Raw genomic sequence first — 24,808 nt, 5'->3', positions numbered from 1 at the left:
ACTTCGGACCGCGACGGGGTGGTCGTGGGGTTCGCGGCCCCCTCGCCCAGCGGTTGGCCGGGTGCGCTGGAAGCCCTGGTACGTGCGCTCGGCTAGGACGTGATCGCCGCGGCCACCGCGGACCGCAGCGCGGGGACCACGTCCGTCTCGAACCACGGGTTCTTGGTCTGCCAGCGGAAGTTCAACGGGGACGGGTGCACGAGCGGGATCGTCGACGGCAGGTACTCGGCGTAGGCGCGCACGGTCTCGGTGAGGCTCGGCTTGGCGCGGGTGCCCAGGTAGTGCTTCTGGGCGTAGCTGCCCACCAGGACGACGAGGCTCACCCGCGGCAGCTCGGCGAGGATCCGCCGGTGCCAGAGGTCCGCGAAACCCTTGCGCGGCGGGAGGTCTCCGGACTTGGCCTTGCCGGGGTAGTAGAAGTCCATCGGCAGGATCGCGAACAGCCCGGGGTCGTAGAACTGCTCGTCCGTGACGTCCAGCCAGCTGCGCAGCCGCACCCCGCTGACGTCGTTCCACGGCACGCCGCTCTCCTGGGCCTTGCGGCCGGGCGCCTGCCCGACGAGGGCGATCCTCGCGCCGGGGGCCGCGGCGTAGATCGGCTGGTAGCCGAGCTCGCGCGCCCAGGCGTTGGACTCGTGAGCGATGATCTCCGCGCGGATCCGGTCCAGCGGACCTGCCACGACCCCTCCACTCCAGATCGGGTTTGCCCCGCCGAGCGTGACAAACGCGCGCCGGAAATCCAAAACCGCTGTACAGCGGCACCAACAGGCAGTGCGCCTTGCGGAGTTCCTCGTTCATCACATCGCCCTGGGTTCGCGGCGGCTGCTCCTCCGTCACCTTCGCGACCCGCTTCGTCGCCGGCCGCGTGAAGGGCACGGAGAAGTCCAGCGTCACCGCGCAGATCGGCACGTGGTCGTTGCACACCGGCATCGCGGCCCGCGGCGCGCCTGAGCTCCGCCGACTACTTCGACGTCGAGAACCACCCCGGCGGGCCGCTGCTGATCGGGGACGCCACCGATCTGACGCTGGAGATCCAGGCCGTGCCCGCCGCCTGAGCCGGAGGTCAGGCGGCGGTGTTCCGGCCGGCTAGGTCCGCGACTTGCTCCTGGCGGCGCCGATCACCGACGGGGGCAGGTTCTCGCCGGGGAGTTCGAACAGGTCGCCGGCGATGATGTAGCTGGCGGAGCGGTGTTCCTTGTCCTCTTCGCCGCGGCCGCCGGCCGCGGGGGCACCGCCCATCGGGGCGCCCGCGCCCATGCCGGCTGCTGCCGAGGTCGCGCCGGGGCCCGTGCTCATCGGGAAGCCGCCGCGGCCTTGGGCTTGAACGCCCGCCGCACCACCGGACTGCAGCGAGCCGCCGGCACCGCCACCTCCACCTCCTGCACCACCACCGCCACCGCCGCCGCCCGCACCCATCTGCGGGGTGTACGGCACGGGGCCGCCCTTCATGCCCGCGCCAGCGCCACCGGCACCACCTGCGCCGCCACCACCTGCGCCCATCTGCGGCGTGTACGGCACGGGGCCGCCCTTCGCGCCCGTGCCACCACCGAGTGCATCACGACCGCCTGCGCCGCCAGGTCCGTTGTAACCAGGAGCCGTCGGCGAGTAGGGAACGGGGCCGCCCTTGACCGCTTGGGGGCTGTAGCCGGGGTTCTGGGGGTTGTAGATCGGATTGGGCACGTCGCGACCCACGGCCGGGACGGTGCTCCCGCTCGTGGTGGTCGTACCCGTCTGCGGCGTGTAGCTGCCGGAAGCGTGGGTGCTGGAGCTCGCGGCCGGGCTGTAGGCGGGCGCGGTCGGCGTGTAGGCCGCGGCGGCGTTGGTGTTGCCGGTGTTCCCGCCCATCTGCGGGGTGTACCCGGCGCCACCACCAGAGCCGGTCTGCGCACCGGTCGCGACCGGTGCGTCCACAGTGGACTGCATACGGGTGAAACCGTCCACGCCGCTGCTGAGGGCCGCGGCGCCGGTGCGCGGCAGGGCGATCACCGGTTCCTCGACCTGGCCGGTGTTCGGGTTGAACGGCGGCTTGAAGGCCGGCGTCGACGCGTCGATCTGGCGGGAGTTGTTCTCCATGTCGGTCATCACGGTGACCGCCTGGTCGTGTGCCACCCGCGACACGAGGTTCGCCACGGCGATGTCGACGGAAGCCAGGACGAACGCGGGCGTGCCCGGCTGGGCGAGCGCGGCGGCGGCCTTGTTCCAGTCGAACTCCACCGGCGCGGGCATTTGCGCGCGGGCGTTCTCCATCACGCGGCCCTGGTCGGCGACCTTGTTGCCGACCTCGACCGCGGTGCGAGCCGTCTCGTCCACCCAGTCACCGAGCTTCTTCATCGCGGCGCGGGCGGCGTCCGCTGCACCACCGGTCCACTTGGACTCGGATGAGGTGATGACCGAGTTGATGACTCGGGAGGCCTCGGTGAGCTCGCTGCCGTACTTGCCCCAGTCGGAGCTGATCTGGCCGGCTTGACCGGGGTCGTTGTTGTTGTGCACCGCGGCATAGAGCTCTTGGTGCGATCGGGACGCCCAGTTCTGCGGGTCCGTGAGGACCGGGACGTTCTCGACCTCGCTCGGGTCGGTCTCGAGGGCCATGGCGGGCTCGTCTCTCGCGTCGGTGGATCAGCTGGTTCCCATGTGCTTCTTCAGTTCGGCCTGCTGTTCCTGGTCGAGCGCCTCGAAGTTCCCGATCGCCTCGACGATGGAGGTCTTCGTCTGCTCGAGAACCGTGCGGTACGCGGTCATCACGCTGACGAACGAGTACTGCTCACCCTCGGCGCGTTGCGTGAACTTCTCGCGCATCTTGTCGCCCACCGGGTTCGCGCCCAGGGCCGCCGGACGGGCGATGCTGGACGTCGCGCGTTCGATCCACGAGTCGACCTGGTCGATCTGGGCCTGCAGCTGCTTGCGGAGTTCCTCGCCCGCCTCCGGGTCGATCTGCACCTGACCCGAGGTGACGGTCTCGCCGAGCGGAACGACCTTCTCCTCACCGACCTTGTCACCGACGATGTACATGTGGGCGGTCGTCCTTCCTGACAGTCCTCGCGGCAAGCCACGCCATCGCCGTTGACACGGCTGCCGAACGCGGGCGGTTCACCGCGAGACGCACGTCACCGCCTCGATCCTCCGCCGCCGCGATCAACCGCAACCACGATCAACCGGCACCACGCCGTTCTCTGCCAGACTCGGATGGCATGAGGGGCGAGCACGGTCCGCACTGGATCGACAGCGACCGGTTTCCGGAAGACGTCATCGCGACGATCGAGGCACTGCGCCCCGGCGAGGACCTCTTCGTCGTCCGCGACGGCGTGCCGCTCGCGAAGATCACCGGAGCCGCCCGGCCGTCCCCGGCGTCGACGACCGGCACCTCGGAGGCGTACGACGACGTCACGGTCGTGGCGACCGCGATGAAGCTGTCGCCGTCGGCGCGCGCCACGCTGTCGGGCCAGCTCGGTCCCGACTACATCGTGCTCGACATGCACTCCGCTCCCCGGACCGCGGAGGTGCTGCTGATCCCGCCGTTGAGCCCGCAGCTGATCGGAGGGCTGCGCGCGTCGTTCCCGAAGGCGCGGGTGGTCATCGCGGAGGTCGAGGACCGCGAACTCGGCGTCGTCCACGAAGGTCCGGTCCGCCGCCTCCTCGACGCCGGCGCGGACGTCTACTTCCCGCCCAGTTCGATCCCGCGGCTGGCCCAGCAGCTCGACCGCGCGGTGACCCACCTCAACCAGCTCGAGGCCGCGTCCGGCGCGGCGGCACCGCTGGTCATCGAACCAGCGAAGAGCGACGAGGAACGCCCCACCGCCGCAGCCGTTCCAGCGCGACGTCGATCGCGTCGACGTCGATGAAGGCGGTGTTCGAGGCAGGCCCCACCGCGTGCGTCGGCTCAGGGTGGCTCCCGCGGGTTTCGCCGGTGTGCGACGGCATGCTCGCGGGATGGCGGAAGATCTTGCGCTGACCGACTACCAGCTCGGCCTGCGGACGCGGTTCCTCGCGGCTCCCGTGGTGGCGGCCCCCGCGCCGTGGCGGCCGGCGGACAACCACGAGATCGCGGTCGGCGGACTGCTCGGGGTCGGGTTCGGGGTCGACCCCGTGAGCGGCCGGGACCTGCTGCTGCTGGTGGTGTCCTCGCAGGGGCTCGGGTTGCTGGACGCCGTCACCGGGGAGCGGCTCGCGCGGGATCGGGACGACGACCTGGGGTGGCCGGACGACGACCTGACCTGTCCCGGGATCGGCGTGCTCGAAGGGGTTCGCGTGCCGGTGGCCGGATTGGCCGGTGGTGGGCTGCACACCGGAGCCGACGGGTGGTCGGTGGACGTGGTGAGTCCTGACTGGCCGCACGACCGGGTCCTGCTGTCCACCTGGAGTCCCTTCCGCGGGGAACACGGCGAAGGGTGGTGGCACGTCTTCCACTCGCGGCACTCGGAGTTGCGAGCGGCCGGGTTCTCACCGTCCGGCAGGACGCTCGTGGTGGCGACGAGCAGCGACGTCACGCTGTGGACGAGGGCCTGACGAGCAGCGCGACCCCGTACGCGACCAGCCAGACGACCCGCAGCAGCCAGCCCGCCAGCGGTCGCCGAAGAGGCGGAGGTGTCGGTGCCCACGGTCTACGCCGCGTACGGGGACAAGGCCGGGCTGGTGCGGGCCGTGGCCGAGGCGGCGGACCTGGACGCCGACGCGCTGACGATGGTGGCCGAGTTGGAGGACGCGGAACCCGCACGGCAGCTCGCGGCGATGGCGGCCTACGACCGGAGGCTCTTCGAACGGGCGGGGGACGTGATCGCGCTGGTCAGGGAGGCGGCGCGAACGGAGCCCGAACTGGCAAGCGCTTACCTCGACGGGCGGCGGCGCGGGGACGAGACACGCGTGAGGGTGTTCTCGTCGTGGCCAGCACACACGCTGCGGGACGGACTGACCGTCGAGGAAGCGGTCGACGTCTACGCGGCGCTGTGCAACATCGACGTCTACACGACGCTGACCGTTGAACGCGGGTGGCGGCCGGACCGGGTCGAACGCTGGTGGGGCGAGGCGCTGGCCAGGGAACTCCTGCACCGCGTGTAGAAGGTGGCAGCCCCGTTCCCCCGAAGCGGCGCCGCCACCTTCTCCCCCTTGGTGTGGATCCCCTCGTCCACGACGCAGAGCCTGCCAGGGTGAACCTGAAGCCACGCTGAACGAACCTGAACCGGATTTCAGGACGCGGTCGTGATCGATGCGGCAGGCTGCCCCCATGCGCGTGCTCGTGGTGGAGGATGACCCCCGTCTCGCCGACCTGCTCACCCGCGGGCTGACGGCGGAGGGGTTCGCGGTCGACGTCGAGCGGAACGGGACCGACGGGTTGTGGCGCGCCCGCGAGCACCCCTACGACGTCATCGTCCTCGACATCATGTTGCCCGGGCTCAACGGTTATCGGGTGTGCTCGGAGCTGCGGGACGCCGGGGTGTGGACGCCGATCCTCATGCTCACGGCCAAGGACGGCGAGTTCGACGAGGCCGAGGGGCTCGACACCGGGGCCGACGACTACCTGACCAAGCCGTTCTCGTACGTGGTGCTGGTCGCGCGGCTGCGGGCGTTGGCGCGCCGGAGCAGGACGGCGCAGCCGGTGCTCCTGCGCGCCGGGGACCTGGTGCTGGACCCGGTGTCCAGGGAGTGCCATCGGGGGACGGCGCGGATCGACCTCAAGGCCAAGGAGTTCTCCGTGCTGAACTTCCTGCTGAGGCACGCGGGCGAGGTGGTCACCAAGACGGAGATCATCGACGGGGTGTGGGACTCGGCGCAGGACCCCGACCCGAACCTCGTCGAGGTCTACATCAGCGCGTTGCGGCGCAAGATCGACGCTCCGTTCGACCGGCGGACGATCACGACGGTGCGGGGTGTCGGGTACAGGTTGGTGGACCGGTGAAGTCCTTGCAGGTCAGGGTTACCGTGCTGGCCGGGGTGGCCACGGCGGTGCTGCTCGGCGTGGCCGGGGTGCTGATGGTCGAGTCGCAGCGCGAGCAGATCGTGACGCAGACGGCGGACCAGTCGCGGACGCACTTCGCGTGCGCGGGGCAGAAGTGCGTTCAGCTGTACCAGCAGACGACTGTGTCGATGCCGTCGGCGAACGTGCGGTACGCGAACACGGAGATCCGGCCGCGCCTTTCGTTGTGGCCCTTCCGCACCGACGCGCCGTACGACGTGATCGGCGACGGACCGCACCTCGACGAAACGACGGCGCGGTCGATCGCGTCCACCGCGCAACTCGAGCTGAACAACGTCTCGTTGATCGTGCTCGGGGTGCTGATGTCGGTCACCGCGCTGGTGGCGGTCACGGTGCTGACCGCGGTCAGCAGGGTGTTGCGGCCCATCGGGGCGATGCGGGCGGAAGTGGCCGAGGTCAACGAGAACAACCTCACCCGGCGCGTGCCGGTGCCGTCGTCGGACAACGAGATCGCCCGGCTGGGGGCCGCGATCAACGGGACGCTCGACCGGATGCACCGCACGGTCGAGGACACCCGCCGGTTCGTCGGGGACGCCTCGCACGAGCTGCGCAGCCCGCTGGCGGCGTTGCGGGCCGAGCTGGAGATCGCGTTGTCGCACCCCGAACTGGCGGACTGGCCGACGGTGGTCAAGGCGGCGCTGGAGGACGCGGAACGGTTGCAGGAGCTGACGACGGACCTGTTGCTGCTGGCCAGGTTGGACGCCGACGCGCTCGACAAGGTGGACACCGTCGACCTGACGGCGCTCGCCCGGCGAGAGGTGTCACGGCGGGCGATGGTGACGCTCCACGCCGACGAGCACGTGGTCGTGCCCGGCCGCAAAGCCCAGCTGTCGCGGTTGCTCGGCAACCTGCTGGACAACGCCGAGCGGCACGCCGGCACGGAGGTCGTCGTGCGGCTCAGGGGCGGGACCTCGGCGACGCTGGAGGTCATCGACGACGGGCCGGGCATCCCGGAGGCGGACCGGGAGCGGGTGTTCGACAGGTTCACGCGGCTCGACGAGGCACGGACGCGCGCGGCGGGTGGCGCGGGCCTCGGGCTCGCGATCGCGCGGCGCATCGCCAGCAGGCACCAGGGCACGCTCAAGGCCACCGACGCCGAGGGCTTTCGCGGAATCCGGTTCGTGGCAACGATTCCCACCGGCATCTCCCAGCCGAGGAAGGCCGCGGCGACCCAGCAACGGGTCGGCGACGAGGTCTGGCAGTTCCTCAACGGCTCGATCGTCTCCACCCACGACTTCATCCCCGAACCGCGCCCGGTCCCCCGCGCCGAACTGGACCACGGCCGCATCTTCGGCGAGCACCGGCCCGTCACGACCGCGACGCGCGCGGTGGTGGATCTGACCGTTTAGTTCCTGCTCACCGGCGGATCGGCGTTGCTCCGAACGGCCCATTTGCGCGCCTGGTGGAACCGGTTCGCGGAACGCTGCGTCATCCTGTGGAACCTGTACGTTCCGGGGGAAGGTCGCCACCGTGCCTGAACGCGAGTCGGACAACGCCAAGACGGTCGGAGGCGCGCGATGACGAACCCCAATCCCCTGGTCGTCCAGCCCGACGCCGCGCCGACGGGGTTCATGAACGCGGGCACCGGCGACAACGGCTGGATGACCGGCATCTCGATCGCCGAGTCCGCGATGGACACCTACAACGGCATCAAGGACGGCAGCTGGGTCGAGGCCGGCCTCGGCATGGTCGGCCTGGTGGCGGACGCCGCGTCCATGGCGATCGACCCGTTCGGCACGCTGCTGTCCTCCGCCGCGTCGTTCCTGATGGAACACATGCAGCCGTTGAAGGAAGCGCTGGACTGGCTGGCCGGCAACCCGCCGGTGATCGAGTCGTACTCCGCCACCTGGAACAAGGTGTCCGCGGAGATCGGCAAGGTGGCGCAGGACTACCAGGCGGCCGTCCAGCAGGGAACGTCCCAGTGGACCGGTCCGGCCGCCGACTCCTACCGCGCCGCCGCCGCGGCCCAAGGCGACGCGCTGGCCGGTGCCGCCTCCACCGCCGGGTCGGTCGGCACCGTCGTCGGCATCATGGGCATGGTCGTGGCGTTCGTGCGCGAGATGGTGCGCGACCTGATCGCGGACCTGGTCGGCAAGCTGATCACGTGGGTGCTGGAGGCCGTGTTCACGCTCGGCTTCGGCACGCCGGTGATCGTGGCGCAGGCCGTGACCGCGATCTCGAAGTGGGCGACCCGCATCGGTGAGCTGATCGAGAAGCTCATCAAGACCATCAAGAAGGTCTCCCCGATGCTGGGGAAGATCGTCGAGGTCTTCACGAAGATCATGAAGGTCGTGGGCAAGCTGGTCGGCAAGGTGACCGGCCTGGACGTCATCTCGACCAAGTCCATCAAGCCGGGCGGCCTGTTCCACTCGACCAAGGCACCCGACCTGCCGAACGCCGGTGGCACGCACACGAGCGGCTCGCCGACTTCTTCGTCGCCGGACGCCTCGCCTTCCCCGCCGGACGCTTCGCCCTCGTCTCCCGGGTCGCCGTCGTCGCCGTCGTCGCCCGGTGCGGGAACACCGAACTCGCCTGGGTCACCGGGTTCACCGTCCTCTCCCGACGCGCCCAGCCCGACGTCGTCCCCTTCCCCTTCCCCTTCCCCTTCCCCTTCGCCGAGCGGACCTTCGTCCACGCCGAACAGCCCGTCGTCGAACGGCCCGTCGCCTTCGTCGACCCCAGACGCGCCGAACACCTCGAACTCGCCGAACGCCCCGAACTCGCCGTCGAGCGGCGCCCCCACGGGCAGCCCGACGGCGCCGAGCGCGCACGGCCCGTCCTCCACTCCAGACGCCCCTGCGGCTCCCCCGCGCAACACCGGCCAAACCACCCAGGCAGGCGTCACGGCCCCCGAGGCCCCGACGCAGCACGCCCCGTCCGCCCCGCGCGACACGACCCCGTCCGGCCCCTCCACCACCCCGCAGCAGGGCCCGATGGGCGGTCCGGCAGGCGGCCCGGCTGGCGCGCCCTCCGGCAACGCCCCGTCGGCGGGCGGCGCACGTCCGGGTGCGGGCAGCGGCTGGACGGGCACGCCGGGTTCGCGCGGCGACCTGGGCTCCGGCATGCCGTCCCAGCGCACCCCGGACACCACCCCGTCGTCGCCCCGCCCGTCCCAGCCGAACTTCGGCCCGTCCAGCACGCCGAACGCGCCCAGCGCACCCTCCGCCCCGCACGGCGGTCCCAGCGCGCCCACCAGCCCGAACGCACCTTCGGCACCGCACGGCGGCCCGAGCGCACCCAACGCACCGTCCACCCCGAACGCGCCGCATGGCGGTCCGGGCGCTCCTCACTCCCCCGACGGACCGCACGGCCCCGGCACGACCTCCCCGGCGGGCAGGCCGGACGCGCCGACGCGTCCGCAGTCGACCACCTCGCCGACCCACGCGGACGCCCCGTCTGCGCCGCACGCCGGTCCGAACACCCCCAACTCCCCCAACGCTCCCCAGATCCCGCAGCAGCCCGGCTTCACGCCGAACGGCCCCGGCGGCGCACCGCACGGCGGCCCCGGCTCGCACACGCCCAGCGGTCCCGGCGCACGGCCCGACGGACCTGGTCCCCGCCCGGACGGTCCTGGTTCGCGCCCCGACGGACCCGGTTCGCGTCCGGACGCCTCGCGCCCCCGCACCGACGCGCCCGGAGGACACCCCGGCGGTCCCAGCAGGCCTGATGCGCCGCAGCACCGTCCCGACGGCGCACGCCCGCGCGGCGCCGACGGCCCCCTGACCCATCCCGGCCCCCGGACCGACGCACCCGGCCAGCCCCACCCCGGCTCCCGCCCGGACGTGCCAGGCCCCCGCACCGACGGCCCCGGCTCACGGCCCGACGGCTTCGGTCCCCGTCCCGACGCCCCCGGCTCACGACCGGACGGTTTCGGTCCCCGTCCCGACGGACCCGGCTCACGACCTGACGCGCCCGGCCAGCCGCACCCCGCCTCCCGTCCGGACGCTCCCGGCCAGCCGCACCACCAGCCCAACGGTCAAGGCCCCGGCCACGGTCCCGACGGCCCCGGCCACCGCGATGGCGACGGGCCCGGGCACCACGACTCCGACGGCCCCGCCGACAGCCCGAACGACAGCCCGAACACGCACTCCGAAGAGCGCCCCTCCCCCGAGCAGGCCCACGAGAGGCACGCCGAGCAGACGCCCGCCGGTGTGTCGCACCACGGTGGCGACGCCGACATGGGCGACCTGCCGCACCGCGTGCCGGAGGACCCGCGCTTCTTCACCGCCGACGTGCACGTCACGCCGGACGGCCGGGCGCGCATCGGCGGGCACGACTACACGCCCGCCGAGTACGCGGACATGTTGCGGCGCAGCGGTTACGACGGCAGCCGGCCCGTGCGGCTCATCGGGTGCGACGCGGGCAGCAACGACTTCGCGCAGCAACTCGCCCACCACCTCGACGCTCCCGTCGTGGCGCCGAACAAGCCCGCGTGGACCGACAGCAGCGGCCGGGTGTTCACGAGCGACCCCGAGATCGGGCCCGACGGCACGCGCAGTCCCAGGATCCCGCCGAACGGCGAGTGGGAGACGCACCACCCGGACGGCAGCCGCACCAGGGCCAGCGAGGACGGGTACGCGCCCGGCAGCGACCGCGACACCGACGGTGCGGACGCCAGGGACCGCGGCGACGACGACGCGCCCGACACCAACAACGACGATCCCGAGAACCAGCAGCACGACCCGACCGACGACCCCGAGTACACGCCGCCCCCGCAGGACCGGGTCATCTCGCCGGACGACCCGGCGTTCACCGAGCGGTTCGTCGACTTCGACCGGCCCACGCACCAGCCGATCGACCCGAACAACCCCGACGCGCCGCCGAGGCCGCTCAACCGGCACGAGGAGATCGAGGCGCCGCACCGCGACCGCGAGACGGTCCCGGACGGCAACACCGAGCCCGACCGGCTCCGGCCGGTCGAGAACCCCGATCCGGTGCCGGTGCCGTTGCGCGACCACCAGCCGCTCGAGCCGTGGACGGAGTACCCGGTCCGCAACGAGAACGGCACGCGCACGACGTTCATCACCGACGGCGACGGCAACGTCAAGTGGGTCGAGGCGACGCCGGGCCGCCAGGACATGAACATCGACGGCAAGGGCAAGTGGTCCGGCTTCAACCCCGACCTCAGCCACCCGTTGCTGCCGGACGCCAAGTACCAGGTGCCGAACTACCACAACAACGAGAAGATGCTGTCCTTCCACACGGACCAGCACGGGCAGACCGACTCGATGACGGGTGACGTCGAGGCGGGCGGCCAGAACAAGAACTACCGCGACGACGACGCGGGCAAGGGTGCCCAGCAGCGCGCCTACCAGGAAGGCGAGGCCGCGTACCCGAGCAACCCGCCGGACCGCGAGCTCACACCGCAGGAGATCGAGGACTCGCGGGTCAAGTGGGCCGGCGGTCACCTGCTGGCCAACGAGCTCGGCGGGTTCGGCGAGTACCTCAACATGCACGGGCAGATGGCGGCGTCGAACTCCGGCAACGCGCGCGACGGCTGGTTCCACGACCCGTCGTGGCGCGCCAAGGAGAAGGAGCTCGTCGACTTCGCCGGGCAGCCGCACCAGGACATCCAGAACTACCAGGTGCGGGCGACGCGCGAGGCCGACGGCGTGCCGTCCGAGGTGACCATGCGCTGGCAGGAGGTCACGTACGCGCGGAACGCGGACGGTAGCGTTCAGCTCGGCCCGGACAACAAGCCGGTGGTGGAGAACGTGGTCACCAAGGAACGCGTCTTCCCGAACCGGCCGGAGGTGAACTATGGACCCCAGAACCGCTACAAGGGTCGCTGAGATCTGCACGCTGCTCGAGGCGGGCGCCCCGGTCGGCTGGAACCGCGTCACCCTGGACGTCTGGGCGAACGTCATGGCGTACGAGCTCGCGTCGTCCGCGAAGGACGGCGAGGGCCGGTTCGCGGGCGAGGTGCGGCTGGCGGAGATCACCGACCAGCTGCAGGAGCTGCGCGAGGAGATGTACGAGGAAGGCCGCGGCACGTGGCTCTCCGCCCGGTTCACGCTGCACCGCGAGGCCGAGCCCGAGGTGACGTTCAACTACGACGAGAACCCGAACTGGTCGCCGGACCTGCATCCGATGATGTTCGTGCGCGACCTGGAGGCCTTCCCGCGCACCGAGGAGCACGTGCCGGACTGGCTGCGTGAACTCGTCGAGCGCGCGCTCGAACTCCAGCGCGCACACGAGGCGAGCCTGGCCGATCAGTAGGCTGGCCGGGCACGACCGCGATCTAGGAGGAAGCGACAACCATGGCGAACTGGCCGGCGCTCAGCCCCGTCGAGCAGCAGGAGAAGCTCGCGGAGATCACGCAGGAGATCCTGCCGACCCTGCCGCAGGGGTGGTCGCGCCTGGTGCTGCGCGCCAAGATGATCGGCCCGCACAGCGAGGCCGACACGGGCGTGAAGATGACGGACGGCACCGTGCGCGGCTGGTCGTTCCCGCCGGAGGTGTGGCGCAAGTTCCAGCAGCTGCGCAAGGGCATGTACTCCGAGGGCCTCGGCTCCTGGATCGAGTTCGAGTACATCTTGGACCCGCCCGGCAAGTTCTCGATCCGCTACAACCGCGACGAGGCCCCGAAGTTCGACGCGGCCCCGTCCCCGGAGAACTTCGCGACGGAGCAGAAGTGGTTCCCGCGCGCGGACGAGCAGATGCCCGAGTGGTTCCGCCGCGGCCTCACCCCCGCCTGATCCCCGGTTTCACGCGAGCAGACCGGCTACCTCCGCCGTGCGCAGGTAGCCGGCCGCCGTGTGGAAGTCCCATTGCCCCACAACGACTTCGACGTCCTGCTCCACCCCGTCGAAGTGGTCCCGCAACCCACCCCGCGGAATCGCGACGAGGTCCCCGACGTCCGCGACGTTCACCCACCGCTTGACCCGAGGCGGCATCCCACCCCCTTGCGGCACCAGCCGGGGCGCCACGATCCCGGGCATCGCCAGCGGACTACCGATCGTCACCAGCAACTCGACGTCGTGCTCCTGGTGCGCCCAAAGCGTTTCGTACGTGACGACGCTGCCCAGTGAGTGCGCGACGATCACCTCAGGCCGATGCCGCATGATCGCGTCCGCCACCGCCCTGCGCGCGGCCAGCCGCCGCGGCGAGTCCGGTGTGGACAGATACGTGTGCACCTCGCGGCAGAACGCGATCGCGAACACCCGAGCCGCTCCACCGAACTTCCGCGTCATCCAGTCGGCCGCCTGCCGAGCCCTCCTCGTCCGAGGCCCCTGCGGGATGTGCTCGCCCGGCTGCAACAACTCCGCCCACTCGACCAACAGGTCCTGAGCGCCCGGCTCCAGCCTGGCCGGGTCGTCGTCCGCACCCATCGCCGTGCCGCGGTGGAGCAGGTGCGCGTAATAGGCGGCACCTACATCGTTGCGTCCCAACGCCTTCGCCCAATCCTCAGCCATCGCGGCCGCGGCAGCCTCCTCAGATCCGTTCTCGCGGAAGTACTTGTAGTTCCAGATGCCGTGCACGCCGAGGATCACTTCAGGCCTTCCTTCTTGAACGCGAGCAACTCACCGTCCGCGCGGACGACCAGGTACTTGCCGTCGACCGACTCGATCCGGCGGATCGGCCGACCGATCGTGAGGACGTCGTGCAACATCCGGGACACCGGATCCCAGACAAGCACCAGGCCGTCCTCCCCACCGGTGAAGGCGAACGGTGCGCCATCGACGTAGGCGCAGTGCACGACCTCGCAGGAAACGTGCGTACCGAGCTCCGTCCCCTGCACGACACCGGAGTTCGTGGTCAACATCCACACCATGTCCGCGTCGTGGCGGACCTCCACCAGTTCGCCGTCGACCACGATGCGGGCGGAGTGGTCGTCCCGCCGGAAGCACGCCGCCGCCCAGTCGTCACCCGGACCGATCGTGATGAACTCGTCCAGGGCGCCACGGGTGAGGTGGTACCCGTCCTCGTGGGCGAGCAGCAGGAAGTTCTCGCCACCGACGTCCACCACGGCGAGGTCGAGGGAGGAGGTCGTGCCCCACAAGAGGTCCCCGATCTCCTTCAACTCGCCGTCAGCGGCTTCGACGCTGAACACCGGCCCCTCTCCCAAGGCCAGCACGAGGCCGCCACCGAGTTCGTGCAAGGCGTTGACGTAGAGGGCCGACCGGTCGGGCTGGGCGTCGTCGGCGAAGTGCCGGACGAACGGCGGCAACCGCCAGGCCGAGGTTCCGTCGAAGCAGTGGGCCACCTGGTTGTTGTCGAAAGCGACGGCTCGCACCCCCTGCGCGGATTCCATCGACACGATGGGGAGCGCGGCGGGTAGTGAGGATCTGGTGTACTGCTGCTCCCCGTCGAAGAAGACCACCGAACCGTCGGCGAAGGCTGCCGCCAGGTCACCGTTGAGCGTGAACGAGAACGCGGTCACGGCGCGACCCGACGCGGGGCAGACGGGTCGCTCGACGCCGTCGCCGCGATCCAGAACGCTGATGGAACCGTCCGACAAACCCACCACCAGCTTCAAGCCGTCAGGGCTCAGCGCGACGGCCGTGTGCTGGTCGTCCAGCGGGTACGACTCGATCTCTCCCAACTCGTCGTCGAACAGCGCGACCTGGCTCGTGACCACACTCGCGTACGCCACCACGACACCATCGGCGCCCTCCGCCAGCATGCACATGTCCGTGTGCTCTCCGATGTCGAGTCCGGCGATCTCCTCCACCACCCGGTCATCACCGGCGAACCTCAGGACCCGGCCGTCCTCGGTGACGCCGAGCAGGCCGGAGTCGGTCACCACCGCGGCGCACAGCGGTGTCTCGACCCGGCCGAGACTGCGCGGCGCCTCGGTCCCACCGAGCTCGAACCAGGTCACCTCCTCGCCGATGGCCGCCGCGAACCGGCCATCGGCGGACAGGTCGACCCAGTACCCCTCGGGGCAGCTCAGGATGTCGTCCGGATCGAGGCCAAACGGCTCGCCCACGGGCCAGTTCCACACGGCGAGCGCCTCGCCGATCAGGCCCACGACGACCGTTCCGTCCTGCGAGATCGCGATCGAGCTGAACCGCGGCGGGACGTTCTCGGCCGGCGGGAGCGCCTGCGAACCGATCGACCAGAGCGGTTGCCACGTCAGCGGAACCTCGCCGGCCATGTTGGCGGCGCGCCGGGCCAGTTCGCCCCTGCCCGCTCTGGCCGCTGCCAGGGCCAGTTCGGCCGGGGTGCGGAGGCCGGCGAACAGGCGTGCGTTGGCGGCCACCGCAGCGGCGGCGTGGGAGTCGTCGGTGGCGGCGGTGAGGGCGAGCGACGAGTCGGGGTGCAGGAGCAGGCCGGGGTCCGACTCGATCTCCTCGATCCGGCCGGCTTTCACACCGTGGTCGGCGACGTGGCGGAAGAGGTACGGCTCGGCGGCGTTCCAGTCGCGGTTCTCCGGTGGGCCGAGGGACGACAGGAGGGCGTCGAGGATCTTGCCGTGCACCTCGGGCGTGGGGTGGGCGAGCGTGTCGGCGAGGCCCTGGTGGAAGAGGCGGTAGACGTTGCTGCGGTCGGTGTCCATCTGCTGACGCAGGTAGAAGCGGGCGATCGCGAGCGCCGCGCGGACCTGGGCGGTGGTGGCGGCCTCGCCCGCGAAGATCGGGACGATCCGGGTGATGACCGAGACCGGCATGCCGGCGCCGCGTGCGTGGGCGAGGGCGGTGAGGACCGGGCGGAGCCAGACGTGGTCGCGTTCGAGTTCGAGGTCCAGTTCCAGGACGCCACCGAGGTCGGACGGCACCTTCTCACCCAGTTCCGCGGCCACGGCGGCGTCGGTGACGACCTTCTCGGCGTTGGCGGCCAGGAAGTGCCTCGTGTACAGGCCCGCCACCAGGAACGGGCCCCACCGGCGGCCACCGTCCTCGTCCGGAGCGGCGAGCGTGGTGGCCACCGCGTGGGCGAAGGCGCCCGTCACCGCACCCTGACCGCGGTACTCGGCCGTGGTGCGCAACAGGTTCTGCACGTACGTGAGGAGGTCGTCCTCCAGCACGTGTTGTTCGACCTCGTCGAGGTCGAGCACCCAGCCGCGGTCGAACAACGGGGAGAAGTCGTCGTAGTTGCGCACGCCGACCAGCAGCCGCACGGGGTTTCCCGGTGCGTCGGGATCGGTCAGCGGCAGGAGGAAGTCGTTCATCAGCGCGGCCGGGTCGTCGGCCTCGTCCAAGGCGTCGACGACGAGCACCGGCGCGATGGGTCGCGTGCGCAGCGCGGTGATCAGCTCGGCCGTCGTCAGGTTCTCCGGCAGGTCCAGCTGGCGCGCCACCGAACCCACGACCGTGGCGACACCGCGCTGACGGGCGTGCACCGCGGCGAGGCGGTCGAGCGGCAGCGGTGCCTGGACGATCCGGTCCCAGACCTGTTTGGTGGCGTCGCGCAGGTCCGGGCTCGCCGCGCAGACCAGCACGCCGAGCAACGCCGACTTGCCCGCGCCAGGGCTTCCCGTCACCACGCACAGCGGCGGTTCGTCGCCGTGGCCGTTCAGCCAGGGCGAGACCCGCTTCAACTCCCTGTCCCTGCCGGTGAAACAGCCGACGAGACCAGTGTTGCTGTCGGTGAGCCGGCCGAGCCCGGTCGCGCGCTCCAGGAAGTGCCGGGGGTCGAGCCCCTCGTCGAGGTCGTCGAGGAACGGCAGCTTGACGGGGTCGACCGCGGCCCGGAGCCTCGGGCGGTCCGCGGGGTCGTGGCCGGGGTTGGGGAAGAACGGCGGTTCGACGTCCGAGCTGATGTCGACCGGCGTCGCCGTCACGCGCTGGGGATACGCGTCGTTCTTCTCCGCCAGGCGGTTGACCTCGCGCCGGATCGCGCGCGCCACGGTCGTGAGCGGGACGTGCGGCAAGCTCGGGTCGATGTCGAGCTCGCCCTCCCGCAACGCCTCCAGCACGGTCACGACGGCCTCGGTGAACCTGCCGTCGTAGGCCGACTCGTGCTCGCTGCAGGCGGCGATCACCCAGCCGCGCAACGGTTGTTCGAGCTTCACCTGCCACGGCAGGCGGGCCGCCGTGCCCGCGCCGCAGAGGTCGAGCAGGAACAACGTCGTCGGGCGCTCGTCCGACTGCTGCATGGTGAGCCAGTGCGCGATGCTCGCGTCACCGTGCTTCTTGCCGTCACTGCCCAGCGCGAAGACCGTGGCGTCACCGTCGAGGCCTTCGCCGTGCGTCACCAGGTGCACCACGGCGAGGTCTTCGGGCTTGCCGGACTCGAGGGACCGCTTGACGTGGCCGCCGAGTGCCTCGCCGGACATGCGTTCCTCGGTGTGCCACTCGGCGTCGTAACCCAGGTCGGCGAAGACCTGGCTGAGCCGGTGGGCACGTGCCGGCGCGAACTCGAGCCGGACGTCGCGGTCGAAGTCGCGCACACCGATCGACAGGGCGCGCCGGATCGGTTCCCCTTGCGGGCGAACGTGCTGGGTGAACGTCCCCGACTCGGGCACGGCTGAAGGAACAGGCTCGGGAGGCACAGGTGGCGAAGTCACGGCTTTTCTGGGCAGCTGAGGCCGTATGTGGAGCAGATCCCTGACGAGCTGTTCGGCCAACTCCTGGTGCGGGAAGCTGGGTCGGACGCGATCGAAGTCGACGATCACTCGCCCGTTGTCGTTCTGCGGCTCCCCGGACAGGAAGACGATCTCCGGCGCGTTCGCGAACTCTCTGGGATCGCGGCCTTCACCGGTCGAGTAGGACCACCGGCGTCGGATCCCCGATGACTTCAGGTGCCCATCTGCTGCCCCGCGAAGCCCCCACACGAGCGAAAGGCGTTCCGAGCTCGGACATCCCACGATGCCCAGCGACTCAGCAGGATGATCGAGCAGCACGCTCAGCGCGTCGGCCAGTTCGCGAGCGATGGGCTCCACCCTCGCCAGCCACGGCACCAGGGTCGATTCGTCCACCAGCCGCCGACGGGTGAGCTCTGCCGCCCAGGGAACGGCATCGGCGGTCCTGCTCCACCCCTTCCACCGGTGCAGGCGGAAGGACATGTGCGAATCGAGCGTGGCGGCATCACCGACCAACACGTGCGCGTTGCTTTGGTGACCCGGCTCCTCGACGCGGAACTGCCGGACGACAGCCGCGGTCCCGTCGTCGAACGTGAGGTACGACGACGCGCTGTCCGGTTCGACCCCGTGGTGCATGGCCACCAAACCGACGTGCGGCCTCAGTTTCGAGTCCCAGGCCCCCAGCATGCTCGTCTCACGGTACGAGCTGCTCGCGACGTAGTCGTCACCGACCACGTTCTCGTAGAACAGCTGATGAACGACCTCGTCCGGCTTCTCGTCCACCAACTCGGTGCTCCTCCCCAGATCGGTTCTCCGTCATGCGGCTCTGTTCAGCCCTCCTGCGGCCGGAACGGCCGGGTGATCGGGTCGAACGGCATCGTGCGGTCCGCCTGCGCCGGCGGTGGCGGGTTCGGCGCGGGTCTGCCCGAAGAGCGGAACCACTCGGTCAGCTCGTGGTCGCTCTGGCGCCGCGCCTCCTCCGCCCACCGCCGGATCGCCTGCTGGGCGATCAACGACTGTTGGTCGACCAGCAACCGATTGGCTTCCAGGCCCGCCTCGTACTGGCGTTGGGCCTGGTCGTGTTCGACTTCGGCCTGGAGTTCGGCGTAGTTGTCGGCGACGTTCTGCTCGCGGGCCGCGTTGCGGGCCGCCGTGCGTTTGGCGTCGGCCTCCATGCGGTCGATCAGCTGGTCGTAGGTGGTGGGTGGACCGCCCAGCTGCAGCAGCTTGGCCAGGACCGGCAGCACTTCCAGTGACAGGAACAGCAGGAAGAGCACGAACTGGGCCAGGCCCAGGCGGGGGCGCTTGTCCGCCAGCGAGTTCAGGGCCTCGATCCGGGACAGGAGGCCCTCGTCCTTGGCCAGGCGTTCGTTGAAGAGCGCCCGGTCGGCTTCGCGGTCGGCTCGGCGCCGCTCCACGTCGGTGCGGAGGCGTTCGGCTTCGCCGCGTGCCGAGAGGGAGGCGGCCGCTGCCCCGTCGCGTGCTTTGGACTGGGCCACGTCGAGCCTGGTCTTGGCCTTTTCGTAGTCGTCCAGGGCGATGTCACGTGTTCGGCGCTTTTCCTCCGCCGCCTGAGCCACGCCCGGAACGCCGGTGCCACAGGTGCCGTCGATTTCGCAGGTGGCCTCGCTCTGCGCCTTCTCGTAAACCCCACGCGCGCGTGTCACCTCGGTTTCCGCGGCCTTCACGCCTTCGTCCGCGGCCACTGCCGCGTCGGTGCTGCGGTCGGCCACGGACTGCGTTTCGGCCAGCTTCTTCTCCAGGTCGGGGATGACCTGGTAGCGGGGATTGGCTTCCAGTTCGGTGGCGTACTTGGAGTTGCGTTCGTTCTGGAGGGCCTTCAGCTCGGTGTCGATCTCCGGCTGGAAGATGCGCAGCACCAGCGGGGTGGAGATGACGGTGCCCAGCAGCACGGCGAGTGCCACTCGCGGGAGGGCGCCGACGATGTTGCGCAGCCAGCCCGCCCGGCGGGTCATGCCGATGATCAGGAGGCGGTCCAGGTTCAGGATCACCACGCCCCACAGGACGCCGGCGATCAGGGACGCCCACCACGGGAGGCGGACGGCCATCTGGAGGGCGAAGGCGGCGGAGACCGTGGCCACCGCCGCGGTGGTGAGGAGCACGCCGCCCGTTGCGGTGTACTTCAGGCGGTCGGTCGGGGTTTGTTCGAGAACGTCGTACCTGCCGCCCGCGAGGGTCGCGAGCCACTTGCGCAAGATCACTGAGGAGCTCCTCGGAATAGCCTGGTTCCCCAGCGTCGCAACGAGGTCCACCACGGCACGCGGCCCAGCCACCTGGTGTGGCTCGACCACCTCGGACGTCCTGGCGCGCGGGCGGGCACGACCGAGGTCAGGCCCGTCGGCGGGGTCGCCCAGGCCGGGCGCGGCGGAACGGCGGCGGGCGCCAGGGGTGCGAGGTCGAGGACGGACCGTCCTCTTGCGACCAGAGCGGGTGTCAGGCCCGTCGGCTGCACGAACCGGATGCCGGTGCGCCCGAACGACGGCATCGGTGCGCCGATGAGGTCGGGCATCGGCACCGGGACGACCTCGGCCGGTTCGAACACCGCGACCTCGCGGTACACCGACGCAGGCAGGCCCCGGCCGTGGGCGGTCGCGGTCACGACGCCGGAAGTGGTGACGACGAAACGGAACTCGCCCGCACCGTCGAACTCGTAAATCATTCCATCCGGCAGAGAAAGCACGACGTGGGTCGTGTCGATGGTGTTCCACCTGGCCGTCACGGATTCACCGGCCAGCAACGCCACCCGGTCGAGGTGGAATTCGGTGAACACGGCAGACATCGTCACTCCGGGCGCGGGAACGCGGGAAATCCTTGGTGCGCCGAGGGTTCTGTCGGCGCATCCACCTTGTCGATCCGGCAGGGCCGATCGTTACGCCGCTAACGAACTCGTTCTCGGGCGCGATCGAAAGCGGTGGCGGCGAATTGTGCGGAGGGCCGATGAGCAGCACCGAAAATGGGGATCGCGACCAGGAAGAGCCGGTGGCGCTGCCCCGTTTCCAGAGCACTTTCACCGCTGTCGGCGGTTCTCCGCGCAAAGGTGAGGCAGCGGAGGAACTGCGGCCCATCACCATCGCGCCCCGGCTCAGCCTCCTGCCGGGCCGGCTGTACGGGCGGGACTCGGTGAAGCCGGAGCTCACCGACGCCCTGCAGCGGCCGGACGGCCGGATCTGGGTGCTGCACGGCATTCCCGGGGGCGGCAAGAGCACGCTCGCGCTGTGGCTCGCGCGGCAGGCCGCCGACCAGGGGCGCCGGGTCTACTGGATCGGGCACAGCGACGTCGAGCGGTCCATGCACGCGGTCGCCAGGGACCTCGGCGTCGACCAGGGACGGCTGGGTGACGCGAACGCGCGAACCGTGGTGTGGCAGGCGTTGGACGCCCAGGACGAGCCCTGGTTGCTGGTCTTCGACAACGTCGACGACGTGCACCGCGAGGACCTCTTCGGGTCGTCGGGGCCTCGGCTCGACGGCACCGGCTGGATCCGCACGAGCCGCAGGGGCATGGTCGTCGTGACCAGCCGCCGCAGCGACCGCGGCCCCTGGGGCGAGAACGCCGAGATGCGCCGCGTCGAATGCCTCAGCAACGCCGACGGAGGCCTGGTGCTGTCCGGGCTCGCTCCGGGCGCCGGCACCGAGGAGGAGGCCCAGGCGCTGGCCCGGCGCCTCGGCGGCCTTCCGCTCGCGTTGAGGCTGGCAGGCCGCTACCTCGCCGACGACCCGCCGTTCAACCGCACTTTCGTGACCTATCAACAGGCTTTGGAACGCGACCTGGACCTGCTCGACACCGCCGATCCCACCGCGCCCGCGCCGTTCGACGAGGAGTCCGCGCGCAGGTCGATCAAGCTGACGTGGGAGCTCTCCCTGGCGCTGCTGGAACAACGCGGCCTGCACGCCGCGCGCCCGGTGCTGCAGCTCCTGTCCTGCTTCGGGGCACCGCACCCGATCCCGGTCGGCATGCTGGCCGCCGAGGAACCGCCGTTGCCCGGCCTGACCGCGACGCAGCTCGACCAGGTCGTCCGCGGCCTCACCTCCTCGGCGTTGCTCGACCAGACCGTCGAGCCCGACGACGACGCGGTCTGCCTGCGCCTGCACCCGTTGCTGTGGGAGGTGATCTCGGCCTCCCTCGACGCCACGACGGGCGCCGAGATCTGGCCCGCGGCCGTGCGGCTGCTGGCAGGGGCGGACCTGCGGTCGGCCAGGATTCCCGCGATCTGCACCTCGCTCGTCACCCACGTCCCGGACTCCGACCTGGACGTGCTGGCCGGCGCCGTCGACGCCACCGACGAGTGCGCCTCGTACCTGCTCACCTCCGGCGCGATCAGGGCGTCGCACGACATGAGCAGGCTCGCGCTCGACCGGGCCGGTGTGCTCGACTCACTGCATCCCGTGCGGCTGCAGGCGAGGCTCGCCGTGGGCATGATCGGCCGCACCGAAGGCCACGCCACCGCCACCGAGGAACTCATGTCGCTGTACGGCGACGCGCGGCAGGTGTTCGACATGGACGAGCCGTTCATGGTGACGTTGCGGCAGCAGCTCGCGCACGCCGCGTGGAACAGCAACGAGTACGACATAGCCGACGACCTCTACGAAGACCTCCTGGAGGCGCACGAACGCGGCATCTGCCCCCACCTGAGCCGCACCACGCGGTTCGGGTTCGCGCAGATGATGACGCGGCGCGGCGTGTTCGACCTGGCGGAGCAGGAGTTCCTCGCCGTCCTGGAGGAGGAACGCGCGATGTGGCCGGACGACCCCGACCACCCGGACATCCTCGTCACCAGGGCGATGCTCGCGGACGCGTGGGCCGGCAAGGGCGACCTCGTCAAGGCGCGCGACGAGCTGCAGTCCGTGCTGGAGGCCCAGGAACGCGTGCACGGACCGGACAACCCGCTCACGTTGTCCGCCCGCGTCACGCTGATGGGCGTCCACTCCATGCTCAACGAGCAGGGCAACGCCGAGGCCCAGCTCAACCAGATGCTGAAGATCCACCACAACGCGCTCAACCCCGAGGACCCGCTCGCCCTGCTCGGCATCGCCACGCTCATCAACATGCGGGCGCACAGCCAGACCGCGGACGCCGACCCGCGCCGCGACGCCGACCGGCTGATCCACGTCGCCGTCACGATGGCGGGCACGCTCGGCGACGACCACCCGTACGTGCTGTCGACGCGGCTCGGCGCGGCGGTGCAGCGCAGCCACTTCGACCCCACCGTCGCGCGGGAAGAAGTCGAATCCGTCCTCGACCGGCAGATGGACACGCACGGCCCGTTGCACATCGCGACGCTCACGACCCGGCTCGTCTACACGCAGATGCTGGTCGCGTCGGAGGACGACAACGCCGAGGCCGAGGCGGAACTGCGCGACCTGCTGGACGCGCAGATGCAGGCGTTCGGGCCGGACAACCCGCACACGTCGCTGGTGCGGTCGGCGCTCGCGAACATCGCGCTGGTCAACGGAGACCAGGAGGGCGCGGAGGACCTGCTGCGCCAGACCCTCGAGTCGCGGCAACGCATCCACGGCCCCGACCACGACGAGACCAGGGAGACCCGCGCGGCGCTGGCCCGGCTGCTCGCCGACGCACGGCGGTTCGGCGAGTCCGAGGAACAACTGCTGCTGCTCATCGAGTCGTTGCGCAAGGACGACCCGGAGTCGAACGACACGCTCGGCGCGCGGCTGCTGCTGGCGCTCGTGCACTGGGCCGACGAACAGCGCACGGTGGCGGAAGCCGAGACGCGCGACCTGCTCGCGGTGCTGGAACGGCTGGACGAGGACCACCGCTACGACATCGCGATGGTCAACACCGTCCTCGCGGGCATCGTGCGCGAGCTGAACCGGCTCGGCGAGTCGGAAGTGCTGCTGCTGGGCGTGATCACCGCGCTGGAGGAGCTCGGCGACCCGGACGACGACATCGTGTACGTGCGGCTCGCGCTGAGCGAGGTGCTGCACGACCTCGGCAAGCTCGGCCCGGCCGAACACCACCTGCAGCTGCTGCTGAGGAACGTCGACCGGCAGGACCACGCCGAGGAGGCGGACCGGGCGCGCGTGCTGCTCGACACCGTCGTCGAGCAGCTCAACAACCCCGTGGCCGTCGAGGCCGCACCGGAACCACCACCGGCACCCACGCCGGAACCGGCGCCGGAACCCGCGGCACAGCCGGAGAACGACGGGGCGGCGCGCTGGCGGGCGTTCCTCGGCGGCGCCGGGGAGGCTCCGGAACAGGTCGTGCCGGTGCCGGTGCCCGAGCCGGATCGGCCGGTCGCGCCCGCCCCGCCACCACCGCCGCGCCCCGAACCCAGGACCGTGGTGGTGGACCCGTTCCACGCCGCGATCGCGATGCTCGACCAGGGTCTCACCGACCAGTCCGAACGGGCGTTGCGCCGACTGTCTGCAGAGGACTACCGGATTCCGCTGACCCTGGCCCGCATCTGCCGCTCCACCGGCCGGATCGCCGAGGCAGAGCGGCTCCTGTCCGCCGCTCCCGACCACGCCGAGATCGCGGGCGAACGCGCGGAAACGGCCAGGGACCACCGCATCACGCACGCCGAGGACCTGCGGCTGGCGAACGCCATGGCGGCGGTGCTGCGGCGGACCGACCTGTCCGCGCCGGTGCGGGCGGAGGTGCGCCGGCGGTACGCGCTGGTGCTCGCGGACCAGGGTTTCCTCGCCGCGGCGCACGGCCACCTCGCGGGTGTGGTGTCCGCCGCGCACCGGCTCGGGCTGCCCACGTTGCCGTGCCTGGTCGACCTCGCCCTGACCCGTCCGCACGACGAGGACACGGCCGCGCACCTGGACCGCACCCACCGCACGGTCGTGGAGCAGGTCGGCGACAACCACGCGCTGGCGCTGCGCGTCGCCCAGGACCGCGCCGCGCTGTGGTCGGACCGGGGCGACCCGGCCAGGGCCGTCGGCGAGCTGAACTCGGTGCTGCGCGTCAGGATGCGCCTGTCCCCCTCACCGGACCGCGCCAAAGCGGTGTTGCGGCGCGTGCTCGCGACGGCGTTGTGGCGCACCGGTGACCACGGCGCCGCCCGCCAGCTGCTGAGCCAGGCGATCGGCGAACTGGGCCCCGCGCTCGGCCGCGAGCACCCGGAAGTCCTGCGCTGCCAGGCGGCACTGGCCGCGCTCACGAACGACGAGCTCCGTCCCGTGCTCGCCGCGCAACTCCGCAGGCGCGGCGAGTGGCACCCCGACGTCGCCGAGACCCGGCACCACCTCGGCGTGCGCGCGGCGGCGCGGGGCGATCGCGAGACGGCGCGGACCGAACTGGCGCTGGCCGTGCGGATCAGGGTCCGCGGCCTCGGCGCCGGCCATCCGGCGACAGAGGCGAGCCGGCAGGCACTGGCTCGCCTCTGACCGGC

Annotated in this window: 16 protein-coding genes; 9 read left to right on the top strand and 7 right to left on the bottom strand. The window is 71.1% G+C overall.

Annotated features, from left to right (window positions below; translation table 11 throughout):
- Positions 1–92 precede the first annotated feature (92 nt).
- From QSK25_RS22335 to QSK25_RS22325, 3 genes are all read right to left on the bottom strand, one after another.
- Positions 93–680 (bottom strand): uracil-DNA glycosylase family protein, encoded by a 588-nt coding sequence (locus QSK25_RS22335; RefSeq protein ID WP_285640908.1) that lies wholly within the window; start codon positions 678–680, stop codon positions 93–95.
- A 406-nt stretch (positions 681–1,086) separates the two neighbouring features.
- Positions 1,087–2,589 carry a PPE domain-containing protein gene (locus QSK25_RS22330; RefSeq protein ID WP_285640907.1) on the bottom strand — a complete coding sequence of 501 codons (1,503 nt, stop codon included), beginning with the start codon at positions 2,587–2,589 and terminating at the stop codon, positions 1,087–1,089.
- A 27-nt stretch (positions 2,590–2,616) separates the two neighbouring features.
- On the bottom strand, positions 2,617–3,009 hold the full coding sequence (locus QSK25_RS22325; RefSeq protein WP_285640905.1) for a hypothetical protein: 393 nt from the start codon (positions 3,007–3,009) through the stop codon (positions 2,617–2,619).
- Between the two features lie 179 nt (positions 3,010–3,188).
- Here QSK25_RS22325 and QSK25_RS22320 point away from each other — a divergent pair, with 179 nt between their 5' ends.
- The 8 genes from QSK25_RS22320 (at position 3,189) to QSK25_RS22285 (ending at position 12,666) form a co-directional block, all read left to right on the top strand.
- Positions 3,189–3,839, top strand: a complete 651-nt coding sequence (locus QSK25_RS22320) for a hypothetical protein (RefSeq protein WP_285640904.1) — start codon at positions 3,189–3,191, stop codon at positions 3,837–3,839.
- Positions 3,840–3,927: 88 nt separating this feature from the next.
- Complete coding sequence (locus QSK25_RS22315; protein ID WP_285640903.1) at positions 3,928–4,503, top strand: hypothetical protein; 576 nt, start codon at positions 3,928–3,930, stop codon at positions 4,501–4,503.
- A 78-nt stretch (positions 4,504–4,581) separates the two neighbouring features.
- On the top strand, positions 4,582–5,052 hold the full coding sequence (locus QSK25_RS22310; protein WP_352236220.1) for a hypothetical protein: 471 nt from the start codon (positions 4,582–4,584) through the stop codon (positions 5,050–5,052).
- A gap of 166 nt (positions 5,053–5,218) precedes the next feature.
- Entirely contained in the window at positions 5,219–5,890 is a 672-nt protein-coding gene (locus QSK25_RS22305) for a response regulator (RefSeq protein ID WP_285640901.1), read from the top strand.
- Positions 5,887–7,317 (top strand): sensor histidine kinase, encoded by a 1,431-nt coding sequence (locus tag QSK25_RS22300; RefSeq protein ID WP_285640900.1) that lies wholly within the window; start codon positions 5,887–5,889, stop codon positions 7,315–7,317. The genes QSK25_RS22305 and QSK25_RS22300 overlap by 4 nt, the downstream gene beginning before the upstream one ends.
- Positions 7,318–7,485: 168 nt before the next feature.
- Positions 7,486–11,760 (top strand): DUF8616 domain-containing protein, encoded by a 4,275-nt coding sequence (locus tag QSK25_RS22295; protein ID WP_285640899.1) that lies wholly within the window; start codon positions 7,486–7,488, stop codon positions 11,758–11,760.
- Positions 11,729–12,187 carry an antitoxin YezG family protein gene (locus QSK25_RS22290; RefSeq protein ID WP_285640898.1) on the top strand — a complete coding sequence of 153 codons (459 nt, stop codon included), beginning with the start codon at positions 11,729–11,731 and terminating at the stop codon, positions 12,185–12,187. Before QSK25_RS22295 ends, QSK25_RS22290 begins: the two co-directional genes overlap by 32 nt.
- 41 nt (positions 12,188–12,228) lie before the next feature.
- Positions 12,229–12,666, top strand: coding sequence for an antitoxin YezG family protein (locus tag QSK25_RS22285; RefSeq protein WP_285640897.1), 438 nt, complete (start codon positions 12,229–12,231; stop codon positions 12,664–12,666).
- Between the two features lie 9 nt (positions 12,667–12,675).
- Here QSK25_RS22285 and QSK25_RS22280 read toward each other — a convergent pair whose 3' ends face one another.
- From QSK25_RS22280 to QSK25_RS22265, 4 genes are read right to left on the bottom strand one after another with little or no spacing between them, the layout of a single operon-like run.
- Positions 12,676–13,461 carry a serine peptidase gene (locus QSK25_RS22280; protein ID WP_285640896.1) on the bottom strand — a complete coding sequence of 262 codons (786 nt, stop codon included), beginning with the start codon at positions 13,459–13,461 and terminating at the stop codon, positions 12,676–12,678.
- Complete coding sequence (locus QSK25_RS22275; RefSeq protein ID WP_285640894.1) at positions 13,458–18,218, bottom strand: AAA family ATPase; 4,761 nt, start codon at positions 18,216–18,218, stop codon at positions 13,458–13,460. The genes QSK25_RS22280 and QSK25_RS22275 overlap by 4 nt, the downstream gene beginning before the upstream one ends.
- A gap of 47 nt (positions 18,219–18,265) precedes the next feature.
- Positions 18,266–19,657, bottom strand: a complete 1,392-nt coding sequence (locus QSK25_RS22270; protein WP_285640893.1) for a DUF4407 domain-containing protein — start codon at positions 19,655–19,657, stop codon at positions 18,266–18,268.
- Complete coding sequence (locus QSK25_RS22265; RefSeq protein ID WP_285640892.1) at positions 19,654–20,226, bottom strand: hypothetical protein; 573 nt, start codon at positions 20,224–20,226, stop codon at positions 19,654–19,656. The genes QSK25_RS22270 and QSK25_RS22265 overlap by 4 nt, the downstream gene beginning before the upstream one ends.
- A gap of 167 nt (positions 20,227–20,393) precedes the next feature.
- Here QSK25_RS22265 and QSK25_RS22260 point away from each other — a divergent pair, with 167 nt between their 5' ends.
- On the top strand, positions 20,394–24,803 hold the full coding sequence (locus QSK25_RS22260; RefSeq protein ID WP_285640891.1) for a tetratricopeptide repeat protein: 4,410 nt from the start codon (positions 20,394–20,396) through the stop codon (positions 24,801–24,803).
- The last annotated feature ends 5 nt before the right edge of the window (positions 24,804–24,808 follow it).

This window comes from Lentzea sp. NBRC 102530 (genome assembly GCF_030269365.1).
Lineage (GTDB): Bacteria > Actinomycetota > Actinomycetes > Mycobacteriales > Pseudonocardiaceae > Lentzea.
Note: the sequence above shows the minus strand (reverse complement) of the source record. Positions and strands in the feature narration are given on the sequence as shown.

What these genes read in the sequence shown, in the direction of transcription:
- QSK25_RS22295 (WP_285640899.1), top strand. Translation starts at nt 7,486, where the DNA reads ATGACGAACCCCAATCCCCTGGTCGTCCAGCCCGACGCCGCGCCGACG.
- QSK25_RS22260 (WP_285640891.1), top strand. Translation starts at nt 20,394, where the DNA reads ATGAGCAGCACCGAAAATGGGGATCGCGACCAGGAAGAGCCGGTGGCG.
- QSK25_RS22305 (WP_285640901.1), top strand. Translation starts at nt 5,219, where the DNA reads ATGCGCGTGCTCGTGGTGGAGGATGACCCCCGTCTCGCCGACCTGCTC.
- QSK25_RS22285 (WP_285640897.1), top strand. Translation starts at nt 12,229, where the DNA reads ATGGCGAACTGGCCGGCGCTCAGCCCCGTCGAGCAGCAGGAGAAGCTC.
- QSK25_RS22325 (WP_285640905.1), bottom strand. Translation starts at nt 3,009, where the DNA reads ATGTACATCGTCGGTGACAAGGTCGGTGAGGAGAAGGTCGTTCCGCTC.
- QSK25_RS22315 (WP_285640903.1), top strand. Translation starts at nt 3,928, where the DNA reads ATGGCGGAAGATCTTGCGCTGACCGACTACCAGCTCGGCCTGCGGACG.
- QSK25_RS22320 (WP_285640904.1), top strand. Translation starts at nt 3,189, where the DNA reads ATGAGGGGCGAGCACGGTCCGCACTGGATCGACAGCGACCGGTTTCCG.
- QSK25_RS22290 (WP_285640898.1), top strand. Translation starts at nt 11,729, where the DNA reads ATGGACCCCAGAACCGCTACAAGGGTCGCTGAGATCTGCACGCTGCTC.
- QSK25_RS22330 (WP_285640907.1), bottom strand. Translation starts at nt 2,589, where the DNA reads ATGGCCCTCGAGACCGACCCGAGCGAGGTCGAGAACGTCCCGGTCCTC.